The 18651-nt window shown below is 65.6% G+C and carries 17 protein-coding genes, 1 tRNA gene and 1 pseudogene; 9 read left to right on the top strand and 10 right to left on the bottom strand.

What is annotated here, in order from left to right:
- The first annotated feature begins 32 nt into the window (after positions 1-32).
- Complete coding sequence (locus tag ACZK1G_RS17730) at positions 33-1025, top strand: hypothetical protein (RefSeq protein ID WP_101765993.1); 993 nt, start codon at positions 33-35, stop codon at positions 1023-1025.
- A gap of 10 nt (positions 1026-1035) precedes the next feature.
- A complete protein-coding gene (locus ACZK1G_RS17725) occupies positions 1036-2487 on the top strand; it encodes an alanine/glycine:cation symporter family protein (protein ID WP_101765992.1) in 1452 nt (483 codons plus the stop codon).
- 126 nt (positions 2488-2613) lie between these two features.
- Here ACZK1G_RS17725 and ACZK1G_RS17720 read toward each other — a convergent pair whose 3' ends face one another.
- The 5 genes from ACZK1G_RS17720 to ACZK1G_RS17700 all read right to left on the bottom strand — a co-directional run bounded on the left by ACZK1G_RS17720 (position 2614) and on the right by ACZK1G_RS17700 (position 6446).
- Positions 2614-4035, bottom strand: coding sequence for a M28 family peptidase (locus ACZK1G_RS17720; protein WP_049442684.1), 1422 nt, complete (start codon positions 4033-4035; stop codon positions 2614-2616).
- A gap of 165 nt (positions 4036-4200) precedes the next feature.
- Complete coding sequence (locus ACZK1G_RS17715; RefSeq protein ID WP_152682111.1) at positions 4201-4758, bottom strand: hypothetical protein; 558 nt, start codon at positions 4756-4758, stop codon at positions 4201-4203.
- Between the two features lie 154 nt (positions 4759-4912).
- A complete protein-coding gene (mscL, locus tag ACZK1G_RS17710; RefSeq protein ID WP_049442682.1) occupies positions 4913-5317 on the bottom strand; it encodes a large-conductance mechanosensitive channel protein MscL in 405 nt (134 codons plus the stop codon).
- 55 nt (positions 5318-5372) lie between these two features.
- Positions 5373-6089: a fumarylacetoacetate hydrolase family protein gene (locus ACZK1G_RS17705; RefSeq protein ID WP_019660190.1), complete on the bottom strand. Its 717-nt coding sequence runs from the start codon at positions 6087-6089 to the stop codon at positions 5373-5375.
- A 75-nt stretch (positions 6090-6164) separates the two neighbouring features.
- Positions 6165-6446: a hypothetical protein gene (locus tag ACZK1G_RS17700; protein WP_005410817.1), complete on the bottom strand. Its 282-nt coding sequence runs from the start codon at positions 6444-6446 to the stop codon at positions 6165-6167.
- Between the two features lie 178 nt (positions 6447-6624).
- On the opposite strand from ACZK1G_RS17700, the gene ACZK1G_RS17695 reads away from it, so the two are divergent.
- A complete protein-coding gene (locus tag ACZK1G_RS17695) occupies positions 6625-6960 on the top strand; it encodes a Rieske (2Fe-2S) protein (protein WP_012511947.1) in 336 nt (111 codons plus the stop codon).
- 392 nt (positions 6961-7352) lie between these two features.
- On the opposite strand, the gene ACZK1G_RS17690 is transcribed toward ACZK1G_RS17695, so the two are convergent.
- From ACZK1G_RS17690 to thiS, 4 genes are all read right to left on the bottom strand, one after another.
- Entirely contained in the window at positions 7353-9200 is a 1848-nt protein-coding gene (locus ACZK1G_RS17690) for an SLC13 family permease (protein WP_101765990.1), read from the bottom strand.
- Between the two features lie 27 nt (positions 9201-9227).
- On the bottom strand, positions 9228-9962 hold the full coding sequence (trmB, locus tag ACZK1G_RS17685; protein ID WP_008268324.1) for a tRNA (guanosine(46)-N7)-methyltransferase TrmB: 735 nt from the start codon (positions 9960-9962) through the stop codon (positions 9228-9230).
- On the bottom strand, positions 9962-10756 hold the full coding sequence (locus tag ACZK1G_RS17680) for a thiazole synthase (protein WP_005418798.1): 795 nt from the start codon (positions 10754-10756) through the stop codon (positions 9962-9964). Before ACZK1G_RS17680 ends, trmB begins: the two co-directional genes overlap by 1 nt.
- Before the next feature lie 118 nt (positions 10757-10874).
- Positions 10875-11075 carry a sulfur carrier protein ThiS gene (gene thiS, locus ACZK1G_RS17675; protein WP_014038278.1) on the bottom strand — a complete coding sequence of 67 codons (201 nt, stop codon included), beginning with the start codon at positions 11073-11075 and terminating at the stop codon, positions 10875-10877.
- Positions 11076-11282: 207 nt separating this feature from the next.
- Here thiS and ACZK1G_RS17670 point away from each other — a divergent pair, with 207 nt between their 5' ends.
- The 4 genes and pseudogenes from ACZK1G_RS17670 to ACZK1G_RS17655 all read left to right on the top strand — a co-directional run.
- A complete protein-coding gene (locus ACZK1G_RS17670; RefSeq protein ID WP_049442679.1) occupies positions 11283-13118 on the top strand; it encodes an autotransporter domain-containing esterase in 1836 nt (611 codons plus the stop codon).
- A 945-nt stretch (positions 13119-14063) separates the two neighbouring features.
- Positions 14064-14137: transfer RNA gene (locus ACZK1G_RS17665), tRNA-Gly, on the top strand.
- Positions 14138-14152: 15 nt separating this feature from the next.
- Positions 14153-15805 (top strand): group II intron reverse transcriptase/maturase, encoded by a 1653-nt coding sequence (gene ltrA / locus ACZK1G_RS17660; protein ID WP_164106453.1) that lies wholly within the window; start codon positions 14153-14155, stop codon positions 15803-15805.
- A gap of 170 nt (positions 15806-15975) precedes the next feature.
- Positions 15976-16130, top strand: a pseudogene (locus ACZK1G_RS17655) (integrase); the annotation flags it as partial.
- On the opposite strand, the gene ACZK1G_RS17650 reads toward ACZK1G_RS17655, so the two are convergent.
- Positions 16116-16643 (bottom strand): ArsR/SmtB family transcription factor, encoded by a 528-nt coding sequence (locus ACZK1G_RS17650; RefSeq protein ID WP_233490876.1) that lies wholly within the window; start codon positions 16641-16643, stop codon positions 16116-16118. The pseudogene ACZK1G_RS17655 and the gene ACZK1G_RS17650 sit on opposite strands and share 15 nt — an antisense overlap.
- A gap of 253 nt (positions 16644-16896) precedes the next feature.
- Here ACZK1G_RS17650 and ACZK1G_RS17645 point away from each other — a divergent pair, with 253 nt between their 5' ends.
- Positions 16897-18234, top strand: a complete 1338-nt coding sequence (locus tag ACZK1G_RS17645; protein WP_158298008.1) for a serine hydrolase domain-containing protein — start codon at positions 16897-16899, stop codon at positions 18232-18234.
- A 137-nt stretch (positions 18235-18371) separates the two neighbouring features.
- Complete coding sequence (locus ACZK1G_RS17640) at positions 18372-18590, top strand: hypothetical protein (protein WP_041863763.1); 219 nt, start codon at positions 18372-18374, stop codon at positions 18588-18590.
- The last annotated feature ends 61 nt before the right edge of the window (positions 18591-18651 follow it).

The following is an 18651-nucleotide window of genomic DNA, read 5'->3' as shown; positions in this document are numbered from 1 at the left end:
CGTCCATCCAACGTCGAACAGGAGTGGTTCCCATGCATCGAATCCAACCCAACGCGATGCGCGCATCCCTGCTGCTGGTGCTGTGCGCGCTTGCAGCCCCCGCGGTGCAGGCCGAAGAGCGCAGCATGGACGGGGTCAATTTCACCGGGCCGTTGATCACCCCCAATCCGGCCGGCCTGCCGCAGGGCAACTGGTACATCGAACCCTATCTGGTGCGGGTCGACAGTCGCGACCACTACGACAACAACGGTGATCGCCGCCGCAGTGCCGAGCACAGCGGCGCATGGGCGACCGTGGTGCCGATCATCTATGGCTTCAGCGACCGCGTGATGGGACAGGTCAATCTCAGCGCCTCGCGCTCGGAGTCCGGTAGTGCGCGCAGCAGCGGCTTCCGCGCCGGTGACACCACCGCGCGGCTGCAGTACCTGCTGCAGGCGCCGAATGCCGATGGCACCCGTCCGGCCATCTCGGTCGCGCTGGTGCAGCGTTTCAGCACCGGCAGCCACGATCGCATCACCGGCAATCCGCTCGATGCGCAGGGCGATGGCGTGCAGCGCACCACCGCAGCGCTGGGCGTGCAGCAGGTCGTGTGGCTGGGCAATGACCGCCCCGTGCGCTGGCGTGCCCAGCTCAGTGCCGGGCCGGCACCGTCGCGCACCGCCATTTCCGGCACCAGCGTCTACGGCACCGATGACAGCTTCCAGGGGCATATCTCCCGCGGGTCGGTGCTGGGCCTGTCGGTCGGCGCCGAGTACAGCTTCAATTCGCGCTGGGTGGGCGTGATGGAGGTGGCCGCCAGCCGCGAGACAGGCCAGCGCCTGAGTGGCTTCGCACGCAACAGCAGCGGTGCGATCGAACGGATCGAAGAGCATCGCCCGGCCAGCCGCAGCGTCACCCTGGCGCCGGCCGTGGAGTACCACTTCAGCCCGTCACTGGGCCTGATCGCGGGCGTGGAGTTCAGCGTGGCCGGCCGCAACACCGGCCGCATCATCAGCCCCCAGGTCGCCCTGGGCATGTTCTTCTGAGGGGCTATCGATGAACATCGAATCCATCGTCAACGCGATCCTCGGCGTCGTCTGGAGCCCCTATCTGGTGGTGCTGTGCCTGCTCACCGGCCTGTACTTCAGCGTGCGCACGCGCTTCATCCAGTTGCGGGCATTGCCTGACATGCTGCGCCTGATGTTCCGCCATGAGCGTTCCGACGCCGGCGTCTCGCCGTTCCAGGCGTTGTCGCTTTCGCTGTCCAGCCGTGTGGGCGTCGGCAACATTGCCGGCGTCGCCATGGCCATCGCCTTCGGCGGTCCTGGTGCGATCTTCTGGATGTGGATCGTTGCCTTCCTCGGTGCGTCCAGTGCCTTCATCGAATCCACGCTTGCGCAGATCTACAAGGATCGCGATGCCAAGGGGCAGTACCGCGGCGGCCCGGCCTACTACATCGAAAAAGGCCTCGGCCAGCGCTGGTATGCGGTGCTGTTCGCACTGGTGACGGTGCTGGCGGGCGCGATGCTGGCCGGCACGCAGTCCAACGCGATCATCAGTGCGGTGAACGAAGCCTGGAACGTGCCGGTGATGACCACTACTGCGGTATTGCTGCTGGTGCTGGGCGCCATCCTCATCGGCGGCGTGCGGCGCATCGCGCGCGTGGCCGAATGGGTGGTGCCGCTGATGGCGGTGGCCTACCTGCTGGTCGCGGCGCTGGTGATGGTGCTCAACGCGGAGAAGGTACCGGAGGTGATCATGCTGGTGCTGCGCAGTGCCTTCGGCGTGGATGCGGCGTTCGGCGCAATGATCGGTACCGCCATCCAGTGGGGCGTGCGTCGTGGCGTGCTGTCCAACGAGGCCGGCATGGGCAGTGGCGCGCATCCGGCCGCCGCCGCCGAAGTCTCGCATCCGGTCAAGCAGGGCCTGGTGCAGTCGTTCTCGGTCTACATCGACACCATGGTGGTGTGCAGCGCCACCGCCTTCCTGATCCTGTCCACCGGCCTGTACAACGTCTACGACCCGGCGGTGAACGGCATTCCGGATGAGGCGCGCCTGCTGCTGGGCAACCTGCCTGGCGTCGAGGCTGGGCCACGCTTCGTGCAGCATGCGGTGGAATCCGCGCTGCCGGGCTTCGGCCGTTCGTTCGTAGCGCTGGCGATCCTGCCGTTCGCGTTCACCACCATCCTGGCGCTGTACTACATGGCCGAGACCAACGTCAGCTACCTGTGCCGTGATCGTCCCGCGCCGTGGGTGATGGGCGGGTTCCAGCTGCTGTTCCTGGCCGCGACCGGCTACTCGGCGGTGAACAGTGCAACGATCGCGTGGTCGTTGGGCGATATCGGCGTCGGTCTGATGAGCTGGTTGAACATCATTGCCATCCTGCTGCTGCAGAAACCGGCGTTGGCGGCGCTGCGCGACTACGAGCAGCATCGCCAGGCCGGCAAGGATCCGCTGTACAACCCGAAGCTGCTGGGTGTGCGCAACACCAGCGTGTGGGAAGGCTGACAGGATCGGGGTCGGATCCCTCGCCAAGGCGAGGGATCTGACCCGCGCCATTGCCCGGTGGGTGCGAACCTCGGTTCGCACCGCTCTTTCCGCTGCGCTCGCCGGGCATGGCCCGGCACCAGCGCATCATTCGTTCGGCGGCGTGGTCGCCTTGGCCTCGCTACCGAAGCTGCCGTCGGCTTCCGCCGCCAGGTACGCGAACACCGTGTACGCGGCCACGTTCTGTGCCAGCGCCTTCGGGTCGATCTTGTCCAGCGTGTCGTCGGCGGTGTGGTGCAGGTGGAAGTAGTCCGAGCCATCCTGCGCCAGCCACGCCCACGCACCGCCCTTGGCGGCCAGCGGGCCGACGTCCGGGCCCGGGCCACCCTTGTCGGCCTGGTACTCGATGCCCAGCGGCTTCATCACTTCGGCAATCTGCTTCGTCGCTTCACGTGAGCCTTCCGGATTCGGCGAACCGGTGTTGAAGGCATAGATGCGGCCGGCACCGAAGTCGCTCTCGGCGGCCAACTGGTGCAGGGCCACGTCCTTGGCGTGTGCCTCGGCATAGGCCTTGCCGCCGTAGAGGCCCTGTTCCTCGTTGGCGAAGGCGATCACGCGGATGGTGCGCTTCGGCGCCTGCTTCAGCTGGCCGATCAGGTGGCCGGCAGCCATGGTGATGCCCACGCCCGCGCCGTCATCCACTGCGCCGGTGCCCAGGTCCCACGAATCCAGGTGACCGCCGATCACCACCACTTCCTTCGGCAGGCTGCGGCCGGTGATCTCGCCGATCACGTTGTACGAGGTGGCGGTGCCGTCCCAGCCGCAATCCAGCGCCACCTTCACCGTGGTGCTGCCACGCGCCAGCAGGCGGGCCAGCTGGTCGGCATCGGGCACCGACAGCGCCGCCGACGGCACCGGCGTCAGGCCGTCGTCGAAGCGGGTGATGCCGGTGTGCGGCACGCGGTGCGAGTCGGTGCCGGCCGAGCGCATCAGGAAGCCGACCGCGCCCTTGCGGATCGCCTCGGACGGGCCCTTGCTGCGGATCGCGCCGCCACGGCCGTAGTCGCGGCCATCGCGGAAGGGCAGCATCTGGTAATCGACGAAGGCGATCTTGCCCTTCAGCGAACCCGCCGGTGCGGCCTGCAGCGCGGCCAGGTCGGCGAAGCGCACCACCTCGGCTTCCACGGTGCCGCCCGGGCTGCCGCCCAATGCGGTGATCTGCAGCGGCTGCGGATTCTTGCCGGTCACGGCGGCGTGTTCACTGCGGCGCTCCCACTTCGGGAAGGTCACCGGCTCCTTCCACACCTTGTCGAAGCCCAGGGCCTTGAACTTGGCTTCGGCCCAAGCCACGGCGCGGGCGTCGGCTTCGCCGCCGGCGATGCGCGGGCCGATCTCGGTGGTGAGCGATTCGACCACCTTCCAGCCGGTGTCATCGGCCAGCGCTTGGTCGCGCAGCTGTGCGGCGGTGGCCAGCGATGCCGGGGGCAGGGTGGTGGTGTGCGGCGCCGCGAAGGCCGGGGCGGCCAGCAGGGCGAGGGAGGATGCGATGGCAAGGATGCGGCGACGCATGGACAACTCCGGGAAGGGACCTAAGTCTTGGAGCTTAACAGTCGTTCAGCCCGGCGCATGGGTGGGAGGTCATGGCTGGCGCGAACGCTGTTTTCCGCCATGTCCGGCAAAGCGAAAGCCCCGCCGGGGCGGGGCTTTCACATGCTTCCATGGCGCCCGAGGGAATTACCTGGCTGCGGTATCTAGCTTCATGATGTAGCTGGCCACACCGTTGCCGGCGTTGTTGATGTAGTCGTTCAGGAACTGCTTGTCGAGCGACAACAGTGGCGAACCCTTCAGCGAATCGTAGGTGGCATCGACTGTCAGCAGCCCAAAGCGCTTCGCCAGCGCAGTCACTGCTTCATGGCGGGCCTTTGGCGAATCGCCGGCCTTCTGCAGATCGGTGGCGATCTGGTACTCGGCACTCTTGGCTTCCAGCGCCTCGTTCAGCACGCCGGCCATTGCAAACAGAGACTCGCGGGTCAGCGTCGGATCGAGGCCGCGCGCTTTCATCTGTGCCTCGATCGGCTGCGCGGCCGCCAGCAGCAGGTCGGCGTGGCTGTAGCCGTCCAGCGGCGCGGCTACGCCCTTGGGCAGTGCCATCCCCGGCTTGTAGGGCAGGTAATGGCCCTTGCCATCGGTGACAGAGATATCGCGCGCCTGCGCGGTGCCGGCCACGCACATGCAGGCAGACAGTAGCAGGGGTATGGCGAGTGCGCCCATGCGCGGGGTGGGGGTATTCAAGCGGTGCCTCCTGGCATCCACCGCAAAGGGCGGTGGTTTCGTGCTTCCCGCGCGGTGCGAGGGCACCGCGCGGGCGCACGAGGATAACAGCAACACCGCATGGGCAGCGTCGCAGACACGCAGATGGAAAGGGCGCCCGCAGGAGCCCGTTCCGTTATCTTTTCAGGCTGTCGCGGATCTCGCGGAGCAGCACTACTTCCTCGGTCGGTGCCGCCGGCGCGGCTTCCTTCTTGCGCGACAGGCGGTTGATCACCTTGATGACCAGGAAGATGGCGAAGGCCACGATCACGAACTGGATGAGCGTGTTGATGAAATCGCCGTAGCCGATCACCACCGCCGGGATCTCCTTGCCATCGGCGCCGACGCTGGCCGGTGACAACGTCCAGGCCAGCTGCGAGAAATCCACCTTGCCGATCAGCATGCCCAGCGGCGGCATGATGATCTTCTCGACCAGTGCGGTCACGATCTTGCCGAAGGCCGCGCCGATCACCACGCCGACGGCGAGGTCGATGACGTTGCCGCGCATCGCGAATTCCTTGAACTCGGTGAGCATTCCCATTGTTGTTTTTCTCCGGTGGGGGAAGTGGACAGCGCGCAGGGTAGCGCAGGTGATGTCAGCCGGCGATCACGCCGTGGCGCTCGGCCACGTTTTCCAGGCGGGCACTGAAGCGGTCGCCGGGCTTCAGTGCAGCCACCCCGGACGGGGTACCCATGAACACCAGGTCGCCGGCGCGCAGCTGCCACAGCTTGGACAGCTCATGCAGGATCTCCGGCACGTTCCAGATCATCTGGTCGAGCAGCGCCTGCTGGCGCACCTCGCCGTTGACTTCCAGCGACAGGTTCAGCGCGGCCAGGTCGCCGACTTCCTCGGCGTGGACGATTTCGCTGATCGGCGCGGAGGCATCGAAGCCCTTGGCCGCATCCCATGGGTGGCCCTTGTCCTTGGCGGCGGCCTGAAGGTCGCGGCGGGTCAGGTCCAGGCCGACGGCGTAGCCATAGACCAGTGCGTCGGCATCGGCCACCGCCAGCTCGCCGGCGGGCGCATCGCGGCCGATCGCCACCACCAGTTCCACTTCGTGGTGCAGGTTGGCGGTCGCCGGCGGGTAGGGGATGGCATCGTCGTGGCCGACCACGATCGCATCGGCCGGCTTGCTGAAGAACATCGGGCGGCCGCGGTCATCGGCTGCCGGCACCGCCGCGCCCATTTCGCGGGCGTGGTCGGCGAAGTTGCGGCCGACGCAGTAGATGCGGTGCACGGGGAAACTGCCGCCACCGGCTACCGGCACACGCGGCAGGGCAACGGCAGGGATCACATCGGAGACATCGGACATGCGGGCATCCAGGAAGGGCGTGCCCGCAGTCTAGAACGCATGGCGCCCGCCGTCAGCGGGCTCGCAACAGGTGGATCAGCGCGAGGCCGGCAACACCGGCTTGCGCACCACGCGGTACTCGCCTTCGACCACGGTCGGGTCGACCGGACGGGCGACGCCCGGCTTGCGCGAGGCCAGCAGCTTCCACGCCAGGCCGACCAGGATCATCGCCGCACCGACGAACACACCGATGAACACCATTGCCGCCAGGATCGCCAGGCCAAGCAGGCCCACGGCAACGCGCACCAGCGGGTGGCGCGGCTTGCGCGGCGCGAACAGGGTGCGGAACTGGTTGAAGGCGGATGCGCGATTGAACATGGCGGCTCGATAGGCTGGGATCAGCGAAACCAGAGTATCGGGACGCGCCACTGTCATTGAGTGAAAAACTCGTTAAATATAGCCTGTGCTTATTACGGATCAATGACTTGTGTTCATGTCGCAGCCAGTCACCTGAGTGGGCGTGCGACAATGCGGGTTTACTGTCCGAGCCTTCGCCATGACTGCCGCTGCTGCCTTGATCGCCCTTGATGCCATTGCCGATGGCGCGTTTGCCGAGGTCGAAGCGGTGGTTGATGGCGATGCCGAATCGCTGGTGCTGTACCGCGATGGCGCGCAGGTGCGCGCGTTCCTGAACATCTGCCCGCACGCCGGCCGCCGCCTGGACTGGGCCCCGGGCCAGTTCCTGAAGAGTCGCGAGGGCCACCTGGTATGCGCCGCTCACGGCGCCTCGTTCGCGCTGGACAGTGGCGACTGCATCGCCGGCCCGTGCAAGGGCGATCGCCTGCGCGCAGTGCCGGTGGACGTGCGCGACGGGCAGGTCTACCTGGCTTGAGGCCGGGCCAGGGGGCGGATCCGTTTTCCGCAGGAAAGCGGCTCTGACCCCATCAGGCCAGAAGCAGTCGAGCATGGCTCGACTCTACAAAAGCATCCACGCATGGCGTGAATCTATCGTGTCGACCAAGGTCGACACCTACCAAAGCGGTTCACGACGCCAGCGGTGCACGACGCCGTTCTGGCAGATCGCGGCAATCTGTCGAAGGCGGGGTGGGTCCGGTTGCGGGGGCGTGAGCCGCATGGATGCGGCGACCGAGCTTACATGGACGTACTTGCAGCGTCCCCCGCAACCGGACCCGCCCCGCCATCCCACGGAATGCACGCTTTTGCCGTTGCCGTTGCTTTGGCCTCTGCAGGTGCAGGGCGCAGCCCTGCCAACAAACCCCAACCTCAGAACATCAGGTTGATCATCAACACCACCACGCAGGTGTAGATCAGCGACAACGGTCCGCCGACCCGCCACATCTCGCGCGGGGTGTAGTTGGCCGGCCCCGTGATCATCGAGATCACCGGATTCGAGGCCGTCATCAGGTTGTTGGACGCCGACAGCGCCACGATCAGCGCGAACGCGGTCGGGTTGCCACCGGCCGCCAACGCCAGGTTCACCGCGATCGGCACCATCACGATGGTCGCGCCCACATGGCTGATCACCAGCGAGAACGCCGTGGTCAGCAGCGCCAGCGCCACCTCCAGCACCCATACCGGAATGCCGGTCGGCAGCTTGTCGATGGTGTGGCCGGCCACCCACGCCGCCGCGCCACTGGAGTCCATCGCCCAGCCGAGCGGAATCAGCCCGGCCATCATGAATACCGTCTTCCAGTTGATCGAGGCATAGGCCTCGTCCATGCGCAGCACGCCGGCCAGCAGCATGCCGGCCACGCCGGTCATCAGCGTCAGCGCCACCGGCAGCTTGCTGGTCAGCGCAATCAGGATGGTCAGCGCGAAGATCGCCATCGCGATCTTGAACTTGTGCGGGCGCTGCTCGCCGGTCGGGTAGTCGGTCACCACCACGAAGTCGCGGCTGCGGGCGGCCTGCGCCAGGTCGGTCCAGATGCTGTGGAACACCAGCATGTCACCGGCGCGCAGCTGCACGTCGCGCACGTCCTCGCGGATCACCTGCTTGTCGCGGTTGATCGCCAGCAGGCTGATGCCGCGCTCCTTGCGCAGGCGCAGGTCGGCCGCGCTCTTGCCGATCACGTTCGAGGTCGGCGGCACCACCGCCTCGGAAATGCCGGCGCGGCTCGGGTTGAACAGGTCACCCAGATGCTTCAGGCGCGAGGACATGCGCAGGAACTGGTTCTGCGCGAAGTCGCTGATCTGCTCGCGCGGGCCCATCGCACCGAGCACGCTGCCGACCCAGATGCGCATCTCCGCCGGTGGTGCCAGGCGGGTGTCGTTGCCGGTCTTCAGGGCCAGCAGCAGCGGCGCGTCGTGCAGGGTCTCGGCCTCGCCCAGGGTCATGCCCACCAGCGGGCTTTCGGCGGTCACCACCAGCTCGAACACATCGCCTTCGATGCCGTAGGTCTTGGCGAAGTAGCTCTCGGTGCGCGCCGGGGTGACCCCGTCGTTGACCAGACTTTCCTCTTCGATCAGCTTGCGGTCGCCGTAGTAGCGGAAGTACAGCAGCGAGGCGATCAGCAGCGCCACGCCGATCGGCAACGGCGCGAACATGCGCAGCGGCTCGATCGTGGCCAGGCCGGAGGGAAGGTTGTTGTTGGCCGAGGCCAGCAGATCGTTCAGCAGGATCAGCGGCGAATTGCCGACCATGGTCAGCGCGCCGCCCATCACGATTGCCGCCGAGATCGGCAGCAGCAGCCGCTGCATCGTCAGCCCGGTGCGCGCCGCCAGTCGCGAGGCGACCGGCAGGTACAACGCCATCACTGACGGGTTCTGCATGAAGGACGAGTTCAGGCCGGCAATGGCCGTGGTCATCATCAGCAGCCGCTGCTCGACACCATGGCCGCGCCGCAGCAGCCAGGCGGCCAGCCGGTTCAGCGCCCCGGTGCGGTCCAGGCCCGCACCGAGGATGGTGGTGGCGATGATGCTCATCACCGCGTTACCGGAGAAACCGCCGAAGATCTCCTCCGGCGCGATCAGGCCGGTGACACCGAGCACCACCAGCACCACCAGCGCGACCACGTCGGCGCGGATGCGCTCGAACAGGAACATCGCCATCGTGAAGCCGACCAGCCCGAGCACGAGCTTCATGTCGTTGGTCAGCGTCAGCGCGGTATCCATGTGGGGCGCGGTGTCCTCAGGCGATCGTCAGGTGCGGTCGTACAGCAGGTCCCAGACGCCGTGGCCGAGCTTCTGGCCGCGGGTCTCGAAGTGGGTCTGCGGGCGCCAGTCCGGGCGCGGCACGCTGCCACGCGGGCCGGCGCGGTTGACCAGGCCGGCGGTGGCATCGAGCACGTCCCACATCTGCTCGGCGTAGTCTTCCCAGTCGGTCGCGCAGTGCAGACGGCCACCCGGGCGCAGCTTGCGCACCAGCAGGTCGGCGAACGCCGGCTGCAGCAGGCGGCGCTTGTTGTGGCGCTTCTTGTGCCACGGGTCCGGGAAGTAGATGCGCACTTCATCGAGCGCGCCGTCGGCGATCTCGTTCTGCAGCACTTCCACCGCATCGTGGTGGTACAGGCGCACGTGGTCGGCGTTGTCGTCGGCCAGCGCATTCAGCAGCCGGCCCACGCCGGGCGCGTGCACTTCGATGCCGATGTAGTCGCGCGACGGGTCGTGCTGGGCGGCGAAGCGCAGCGCGGCACCATTGCCGAAGCCGATTTCCAGCACCTTGTGTGCCGGGCGGCCGAAGGTGGCGTCCAGGTCACGCGGCTGGCCGTTGTAGTCGATGCCGAAGCGCGGCCAGCGTTCGTCGAACGCGCGCTGCTGGGCAGGGGTGAAACGGCCCTGGCGCAGCACAAAGCTGCGTACTTCGCGGCGGCCTTCGCTGACGGTGAAGGGCTTGGGCGGGGCCTTGGAACCGGCGCTGTCAAAAGGATTGGTCATCAGCCGATCAGCCCATCCACCGGGGAGGAGGCGCTGGCGTAGCGCTTGCGCGGAATGCGCCCGGCCAGGAAGGCCTCGCGGCCGGCCTCGACCGCCTTGCGCATCGCGCTGGCCATCAGCACCGGGCTGCGTGCGCCGGCGATGGCGGTGTTCATCAGCACGCCGTCGCAGCCCAGCTCCATCGCGATCGCCGCGTCCGACGCGGTGCCGACGCCGGCGTCGACGATGATCGGCACCTTGGCGTCTTCGATGATCTGCAGCAGGTTGTACTTGTTCTGGATGCCCAGGCCCGAGCCGATCGGCGCGGCCAGCGGCATCACCGCAGCACAGCCGATCTCTTCCAGGCGCTTGGCCAGGATCGGGTCGTCGGAGGTGTAGACCATCACCTCGAAGCCGTCCTTGACCAGCTGTTCGGCGGCCTTGAGGGTCTGCATCACGTCCGGGTACAGGGTCTTCTGGTCGCCCAGTACTTCCAGCTTGGTCAGGTTGTGGCCGTCCAGCAGCTCACGGGCCAGGCGGCAGGTGCGCACCGCGTCCTCGGCGGTGTAGCAGCCGGCGGTGTTGGGCAGGATGGTGAAGCGCTCCGGCGGCAGCACGTCCAGCAGGTTCGGCTCGCCCGGGTTCTGCCCGATGTTGGTGCGGCGGATGGCCACGGTGACGATCTGGGCGCCAGCGGCCTCGGTGGCCAGGCGGGTTTCTTCCAGGTCCTTGAACTTGCCGGTGCCGGTCAGCAGCCGCGAGCCATAGGTCTTGCCGGCGATCACCAGCGAATCGGGGGAGACATGAACGTTCATGGCGCGATTATCGCTTATCCGCCTGAAGATGGGGTCACGCAGAGGGCGGAGTCGAGCGTGGGGTCAGATCCCTTTGCCACCGGCAAACGGATCTGACCCCTGAACACCCGCGCAGGCGTCAGCCCCCACCCAGCGCGTGCACGATCTCCACCACGTCGCCTTCGGCCAGGACGTGCTCGCCATGGCGGCTGCGGCTGACGATCTCGCCGTTGACCTCCACCGCCACCCGGCGCTGCAGCAGCTGCTCGGCCAGCAGCAGGTCGTGGAGGGTCGCCGAAGCGGGCAGGGTACGGGGTTCGCCATTGAGCTGGATGTTCATCCGGTCATTGTCGCTGATAGCCCGCCGGGATCGGAACGTTTGCAATTTGAACCGGGCGCCAGCTCTGGCACAGCGTGTTTTCACGTGGTCAGGCGACAATCCATGCGGCGGCGCAGCGTGAGCAAAACGCGGCGCAGTGAAACCATTCACCGTGCGCCGGCGTACGTCCGCCGGGTCCTCAACGATTTCCCCACAGGAGTTTCTTACATGCTGCTCAGCAAACGCCCGATCCGCTCCCTGATGGCGGCCGCGATCGCGCTGGCCGCGCTTCCGGCCATGGCAGGCGAATCCCCGTATTCCAAGGCCGTGTTCTTCGGTGACAGCCTCACCGATGCCGGCTATTTCCGCCCGCTGCTGCCGGCCGGCGTGCAGCCGGTCACCGGCCAGTTCACCACCAACCCGGGCTGGGTGTGGTCGCAGCAGGTCGCCAACTACTACGGCGTCAACGGCGGCGCCAACGGCAACGGCCAGAGCGGTGACAACTATGCGGTCGGCGGCGCACGCGTCGGCGTGGACGTGCCGAGCGCGATGGGCACCATCCCGTCGCTGAAGTCGCAGGCGGCCCGTTACCTGGCCGCGAATGGCGGCAAGGCTGACGCCAACGTCCTGTACACGGTGTGGGGCGGTGCCAACGACCTGTTTGCAGCCGCTGCTGCGCCGGCGCAGGCACAGGCCATCATCGGCGCGGCCGTCACCGACCAGATCGCCCTGGTGGGCGCGCTGAAGCAGGCCGGTGCCGAATACGTGCTGGTGCCGAACCTGCCCAACGTCGGCCTGACCCCGGCCTTCCGCGGCCCCAATGCCGCCACCGCCACCGCGCTGTCGGCCGGTTACAACAAGGCCCTGTACGGCGGCCTGAAGCAGGCCGGCATCGAGTTCATCCCGCTCGATACCTTCACCGTGCTGGGCGAAGTCGCAGCCAACCCGGGCATGTACGGCTTCACCAACGTCACCAGCACCGGCTGCAAGATCGATCCGGCCAACTCGACGCAGAGCATCCTGACCTGCAACCCGACCAGCTACGTCAGCCCGGATGCGGCCAACACCTACCTGTTCGCCGATGGCGTGCACCCGACCACCGCCGGCCATCAGCTGCTGGGCCAGTACGCGGTCTCGGTGCTGGAAGCGCCGCGCCTGCAGCAGGTGCTGAGCCACTCGGCACAGACCATCGGCCGCTCGCGTGCCGACCAGGTCAGCATGCACCTGGGCGGTCGTCCGGCTGACGGCCTGTCCTGGTGGGGTGGCGTGCGTGGCGACCTGCAGCGCTACGACCACGCCGACCTGTACGACGGCCTGGCCCCGGCCGGCCTGTTCGGTATCGACTGGGCGCGCGATGGCATGGTGTTCGGCGGCTTCGCCGGCTTCGGCCGCCTCAATGCCGACTTCGGCAACAGCCGTGGCGACTTCACCCAGAAGGACACCACCGCCGGTCTGTTCGCCGGCTGGTATGGGGACCGCATCTGGGTGAACGGCCAGGTCAGCTACACCTGGCTGTCCTATGACGTGAACCGCAAGGTCCAGCTGGGCCCGGCCACCCGCGAGCACGGCGGTTCGCCGGACGGCAGCAACCTGACTGCCGCCCTGAACGCCGGTTACGAGTTCGGCACCGAAGGCGGCTTCCGCCACGGCCCGATCGCCTCGGTGATCTGGCAGAAGGTGAAGATCGACGGATACACCGAAAGCGCCGCGGCCGGCACCCTGGCCACCGCGCTGGGCTACGACCGCCAGAACGTCGATTCGACCGTCGGCCGCATCGGCTGGCAGGCCCGTTTCGATGGCGGCACCGTCAAGCCGTACGCGCAGGTGACCTACGATCATGAGTTCGAGGACACCAAGCAGGCCAGCGCCTGGCTGCAGACCCTGCCGGAACTGGGCAACTACCGCGTGCCGGGCCTGAACTTCGACAAGAACTACGCCACCGTCGTGCTGGGTGCCCGTACCGAACTGTTCGGCCTGCAGAGCAACTTCGGCCTGAGCGCATCGACCGGCCAGAAGCGCGCGCAGGACGCCACCCTGTTCGCCAACTTCAGCGGCACGTTCTAAGCAGCAACCGCCGGGGTCGGATCCCTTTCCGCAAGGAAAGGGCTCTGACCCCTCGCGGATGCAGTGGCCACCATTGCGCTGCACCGGCCCCACCGCATAGACTTTCATCCGCGCTGCGGGCGTAGCTCAATGGTAGAGCTGTAGCTTCCCAAGCGTGCGACACGAGCCGTGCCGCACGTTCAACCGACCAGGCGGTTTCCTGGCCACAGCTGTACAGATCTCGGTCTGACAGCAAAACGTCCCCCAGCAACACGGTGGACGATACGTTGAACGGTAGGAGTACATCCCTACTGGCACGGCGAAGGCTGTGCATGCAATTGTTGGTCGTCCACCCTGCCAAGGGTTGTCGAACCAACCCGGTGTTCAGCCACCGGTAGCCAAGGAGTGGTGCGGGAGAAGTAATTCTCCGGTGCTAAGCTCTCCGTTAATGTAGCCATCCTCACGGATACGATTCTCCCGTGAGGGAGGACTCGTGACCTCGGTAGTCGTAACCGAGTAGGCGCTAGGCTGAGTATCAAGGATCAGTACAAACGAATCGCCATATAAACGTCGTCAAGCTAGACGGGCCAACTGCGACTGGGCCCTACCCAAAACGGGACGAGGTCGGATGTTTCTCTGCTTGGTAGAGACACGCTGACAATTGCACCTCCGGCGAAAAGGCGAGATCCTAGGTACTCTGTTGCATGTACGGAACGTGGTAAGCCCAACTGGTTGTCGCCTCGGCGACTAGGTTCTCCGCAAGGAGAAACGATGACCAAGTGGGTATAGGATGGTGGAGTAAGCGAATGCCTCTCTGTAATCGAGGGGATAGGGGATGAAAAGATCGCCCCAACCCGAAAGGGTGCTGACTTCCACCGGGTGGTCTGTCGCTAGACAGGCTTCGCAAACTCACACCCAACGGGGAACGACTCCCCTTTGGGGCGTCTATCCCCTGACGGGCTCTGGGCGGGTGTAGCTCAATGGTAGAGCTGTTGCTTCCCAAGCAACTGACGAGGGTTCGATTCCCTTCACCCGCTCCACTCCAGGAGGTAGATATGGACGCCATCATCGATGGTGATGTCGCCTCCTCACACCTCAGCAACTGGCACTCCATCAACTGGAAAGCCACAAGCTGCGCTGTGTCGAGGATGCAGGCAAGAATAGCGAAGGCAGCTAAGGATAAGCAGTGGCGTAGGGTCACACGCCTACAGAAACTACTTGTCCGCTCAACTGCAGCCAAAGCAACGGCTGTACGTCGAGTCACGGAGAACCAAGGCCGTCGTACCCCGGGTGTAGACCGTGCAACGTGGTCGACACCTGCGGCAAAGTGGAATGCCATCAACTCCCTGCAACGCAAGGGATACAAGGCAAAACCGCTTCGCCGAATCCACATCCCCAAGGCCCGAGGTGGCACCCGCCCTCTCGGTATACCGACGATGAAAGATCGAGCAATGCAGGCGCTGTATCTGTTTGCGCTCGACCCCGTCGCCGAAGCATATGGGGACATTCACTCATACGGGTTCCGTAATTTCAGGTCGACAGCTGACGCTGCCGCCCACCTGAAGACCTGTCTGAGCACGAAGACCAGCTCACGCTGGGTGATGGAAGGGGATATCAAAGGCTGCTTCGACAACATCAGTCACGACTGGCTGATGAAACACGTACCAATTGACCGGCATGTGCTGTCGCAGTGGCTGAAAGCAGGCTTCATGGAAGACCGTAAGTTGTTTCCGACGGACGCGGGTACACCACAGGGCGGAATCATTTCCCCCGTGCTCGCAAACATTGTCCTTGACGGATTGGGCCGGCTCATCGATGCGCTCCCACGCCGCAACAAGTGCAACTTCGTCCGCTACGCAGACGACTTTGTCATCACAGGAGCCTCTGCGGAGATCCTGGAACGCAAGGTCAAGCCGATCGTCGTCAAGTTCCTCGCAGAAAGAGGGCTCACGCTCTCCGAAAGCAAGACGAAGATCACACACATGGACGAAGGCTTCGACTTCTTGGGATGGAACTTCCGGAAATTTGGAAATCTCCTCCTTAGAAGGCCGTCGAAACAAAACACCAACGCCTTCATGGCTAAGATCCGCAGCCAGCTCCGGCTACTGCGGGGATCCACCCAAGACGACGTACTGCACGTCCTTAACCCGATCATTCGGGGGTGGGGCATGTATCACCAAGTCGTGAACGCTTCAGAACCGTTCGCAAGATTGGATCACCTTATCCACCACGCGGTCTGGTGTTGGGCCAAACGCCGTCACCCCACCAAAGGTCTCCGCTGGATCAAACGTCGGTACTTCCGGCGCGACAAGTCCCGCGACTGGATCTTCGGTGTTGGTAAACACACTCTGATGCGCCTGTCGTCCCTCAAGGTCGGCGAGTACATCAAGGTGCGGTCTGACGTTAGCCCCTACGACCCCAAAGACGAGAGCTACTTTAATCAGCGGTTGCAGTACCGCATGAAGCGCTCGCTGACCGGGAAAAGGAAACTGCTATGGCTTTGGACAAAGCAAGAGGCCAAGTGCGCCTGCTGTGGGCGGAAACTGACCAGCACCAGCTGGCACATCCACCACAAGGTTTTCAGGGTGTACGGGGGGTCTGACCGCCTCTCCAACCTTGTTTTGCTCCACACCACCTGTCACGAGCAGCTTCACGCCCGTGCCAGGCTACGGCTGTCGCCCCCTCCCATAGAAGAAGGGGGTTCGTGACTGCTTGAGCCGTGTGAAGGGTAACTTTCACGCACGGTTCTGAGGGGGGAGGGTGGCCGCGAGGCCACCTTCCCACCCGACTACTGACGTGGGTTCGATTCCCATCGCCCGCTCCACTTCAATCTCCCAGTTCGCAACGAATTGACCGGATTGAAGATTCAGGCCGATTGATGATTCCGCGCTCATCCGGCGGATATGCGCGCTTCCTTGTTCCCACCGATCTTCGAGTCCTGAGCGACTCGCGTTGCCTCGTGCGCTCGAGGGGGAATCGCCGTGGGACCACGTCCGGCGTGCCCCCGCCGATCAAGACTCAGCTCTTGCGCTTATCCGGCACCGAGGCCAGCACCACCGTCAACAGCAGGGGTTGGCCATCCCCGGCCGCTTCACTGCCTTCCTGGCTGGCCTGTTCGAGTTCGCCTATCAGCGCGTTGATGCGCGCCAACTGGGCAGCGTCGGCACGGAAAGCGAGATGGCGCACGGTGCAGTTGCGCTGGCTTCCCTCGAAGCACGCCGCCGCCTGCGTGGCGGCCGCCGCGAACGCGCGCAGGCTGGCGCCCACCACGCTGCTGGCCACCTTGATCAGGTTCCTGCGCCCACCCGGCGTACGCAGCGCGTCGGCCGAAGACAGCTGCCGCGATACCACGGCATAGACCGCTTCGGGCCGGCGGCCGGTGCTGCGCCGTTCAACCACCTGCACCAGGCCCGCCGCTTCCAGCCGCTCCAGGTGGTGATAGAGCGCGGTGATCGGGCGCCCCAGGCGCTCGCTCAGCTCGCGCGCGGTGGCCTGGCCGTCGACATCCAGGCGCTGCAGGATCGCCAACCGCGGCGAAGACGCCATGGCGCCCAGCTGGTCCGGGGTCAGCTTCAGTGCGCGCGGGGCAGGGGGGCTTGCTGGGGGTCTGCTCATAATTCAAACTATAGATCAAAATTGAATAAATGGCGGCCTGGACATGCGTACTGGATACCTGTGGATCCTTGTCAGCGGCCTTGCTGCCGCTGTCGTCACTTGCGGCGGCGCCTCGGCCTCGCCCCCGATGGCGTCCAGACCTGCCGGCGGCAGTGGCATTCATGCCACCGCCATCGACCCCGCCATGGCACGGCGCATCGATGCCGACATGCAGCAGGTCATGCAGCGCTTCCATGTGCCTGGTGCGGCCATCGCGGTGACCGTTGACGGCAAGCCTGTCTATTCCAGCGCCTACGGCCTGCGCGATCGCGAGCGCGCGCTGCCGGCGCGTACCGATACACCGTTCGAGATCGGCTCGATCACCAAACAGTTCACCGCCGCAGCCATCGTGCAGCTGCAGGAAGCGGGCAAGCTGCAGCTGGACGACCCGCTGGCACGCTATCTGCCGCATGCGCCGCACGCCAGCGAGGTGACCCTGCGCCAGTTGTTGACCCATACCAGCGGGCTGCACGACTACTTCGACGGGCCGGATGCGGAAGTCGACGCTCTGGTGACCCAACCCATCGACTTCGACCACCTGATCGCGCGCATTGCCGACCAGCCGCTGGACTTTGCGCCGGGCACGCGCTGGTCGTACTCCAATACCGGCTACGCACTGCTCGGCAAGGTGATCGAAACCGTATCGGGCGAGCGCTACCGTGACTACCTGCAGCAGCACCTGCTCGCGCCGCTGGGAATGACGCACACCTTTACCCTGGCCGACACCGACCGCCTGGCCGGCATGGCCGTTGGCTACCGGCATGAGCAAGGCACGCTGCAGCGCGCGCCGTACTTCCACCCGGACTGGAGCGGCGCGGCCGGCTTCCTGGTCAGTACCCTGGACGACCTGGCGCGCTGGGACGCTGGCCTGGGCAGTGGCAAGGTGGTGTCCGCAGCCGGCTATGCGCAGATGAAGACCTCCTTCGCCACCGCCGATGGCAAGCCCGTGGGCTACGGCCTCGGCCTGTTCGTGGATTCGGTGTACGGGCAGGCGCGGGTCGGACACACCGGCGGCACGCAGGGCTTCACCACCGCCGACATGTACTTCCCGGATCTGGGCCTGCGCATCGTGGCCTTCAGCAATCTGGGCGACAAGAAACCCGAGGCCGGCATCACCATGACCAACCTGGTGTTCGCCGCACTGCATCCCGACATCGTCGCGGCCTGGGAACGGCCTGTTGCCGGCGAGGTTGCCGCCATTGGCGAAAGCGCGAAGGCATCGTTCCGCCAGCTGCAGGACGGCACCGATTACAGCGCCTTCAGCGACGACCTGCGTGGCAAGCTGGTGGCCGGCATCGGTGCCGGCATGATGCGTTCCCTGGGCCCCTACGGCGCACCGACCGCCATGGTGTTCAAGGGAACACGCCAGGGCGAAAAAGGAACGATGTACAGCTATGTGGCCGAGTTCGGCCCGGGGGCGTTCATCGGTTACACGGTACGGCTGGACGAGAAAGGCCGTGTTGCGGGATTCGCGATCGAATGACAGGGCCCTGTGCACAGACGTTTGGCGTGCCCAGCAAGGCCACTCATCTGCGGCCTTCTTCATTTCTGATTAGTTTCATATCCACGGCCATCCGCGCCCGGTTAGCGTTGCCGCATTTTCTACACGGGAAGCAGCGCATGGAAACGAAGGACGACGTCGTCGGCAGTATTCACGAGATCTACAAGAACTCCGGTGCCGGCACCTCCCGGCAGCTGGAAGCGCTGCGTGCATTGGGTCGCGCCGGTGGGCCGAAGGCCGCGCAGCTGCTGTGGCAGATCTACAAGAGCACCTCGGCCGGATCGGCTACGCAGATGACCTGCATCGCGGCGCTGGGTGAATCCGCGCGCGGGTTCTGAGTTGACATCATGGCGGATTTGGACAGGGTCGAATGGCTGTCCATTGGAATATCGATCTGAA

Source organism: Stenotrophomonas sp. 109824_Sma, from assembly GCF_056480025.1.
This window is presented reverse-complemented; position numbering and strand designations above follow the sequence as displayed.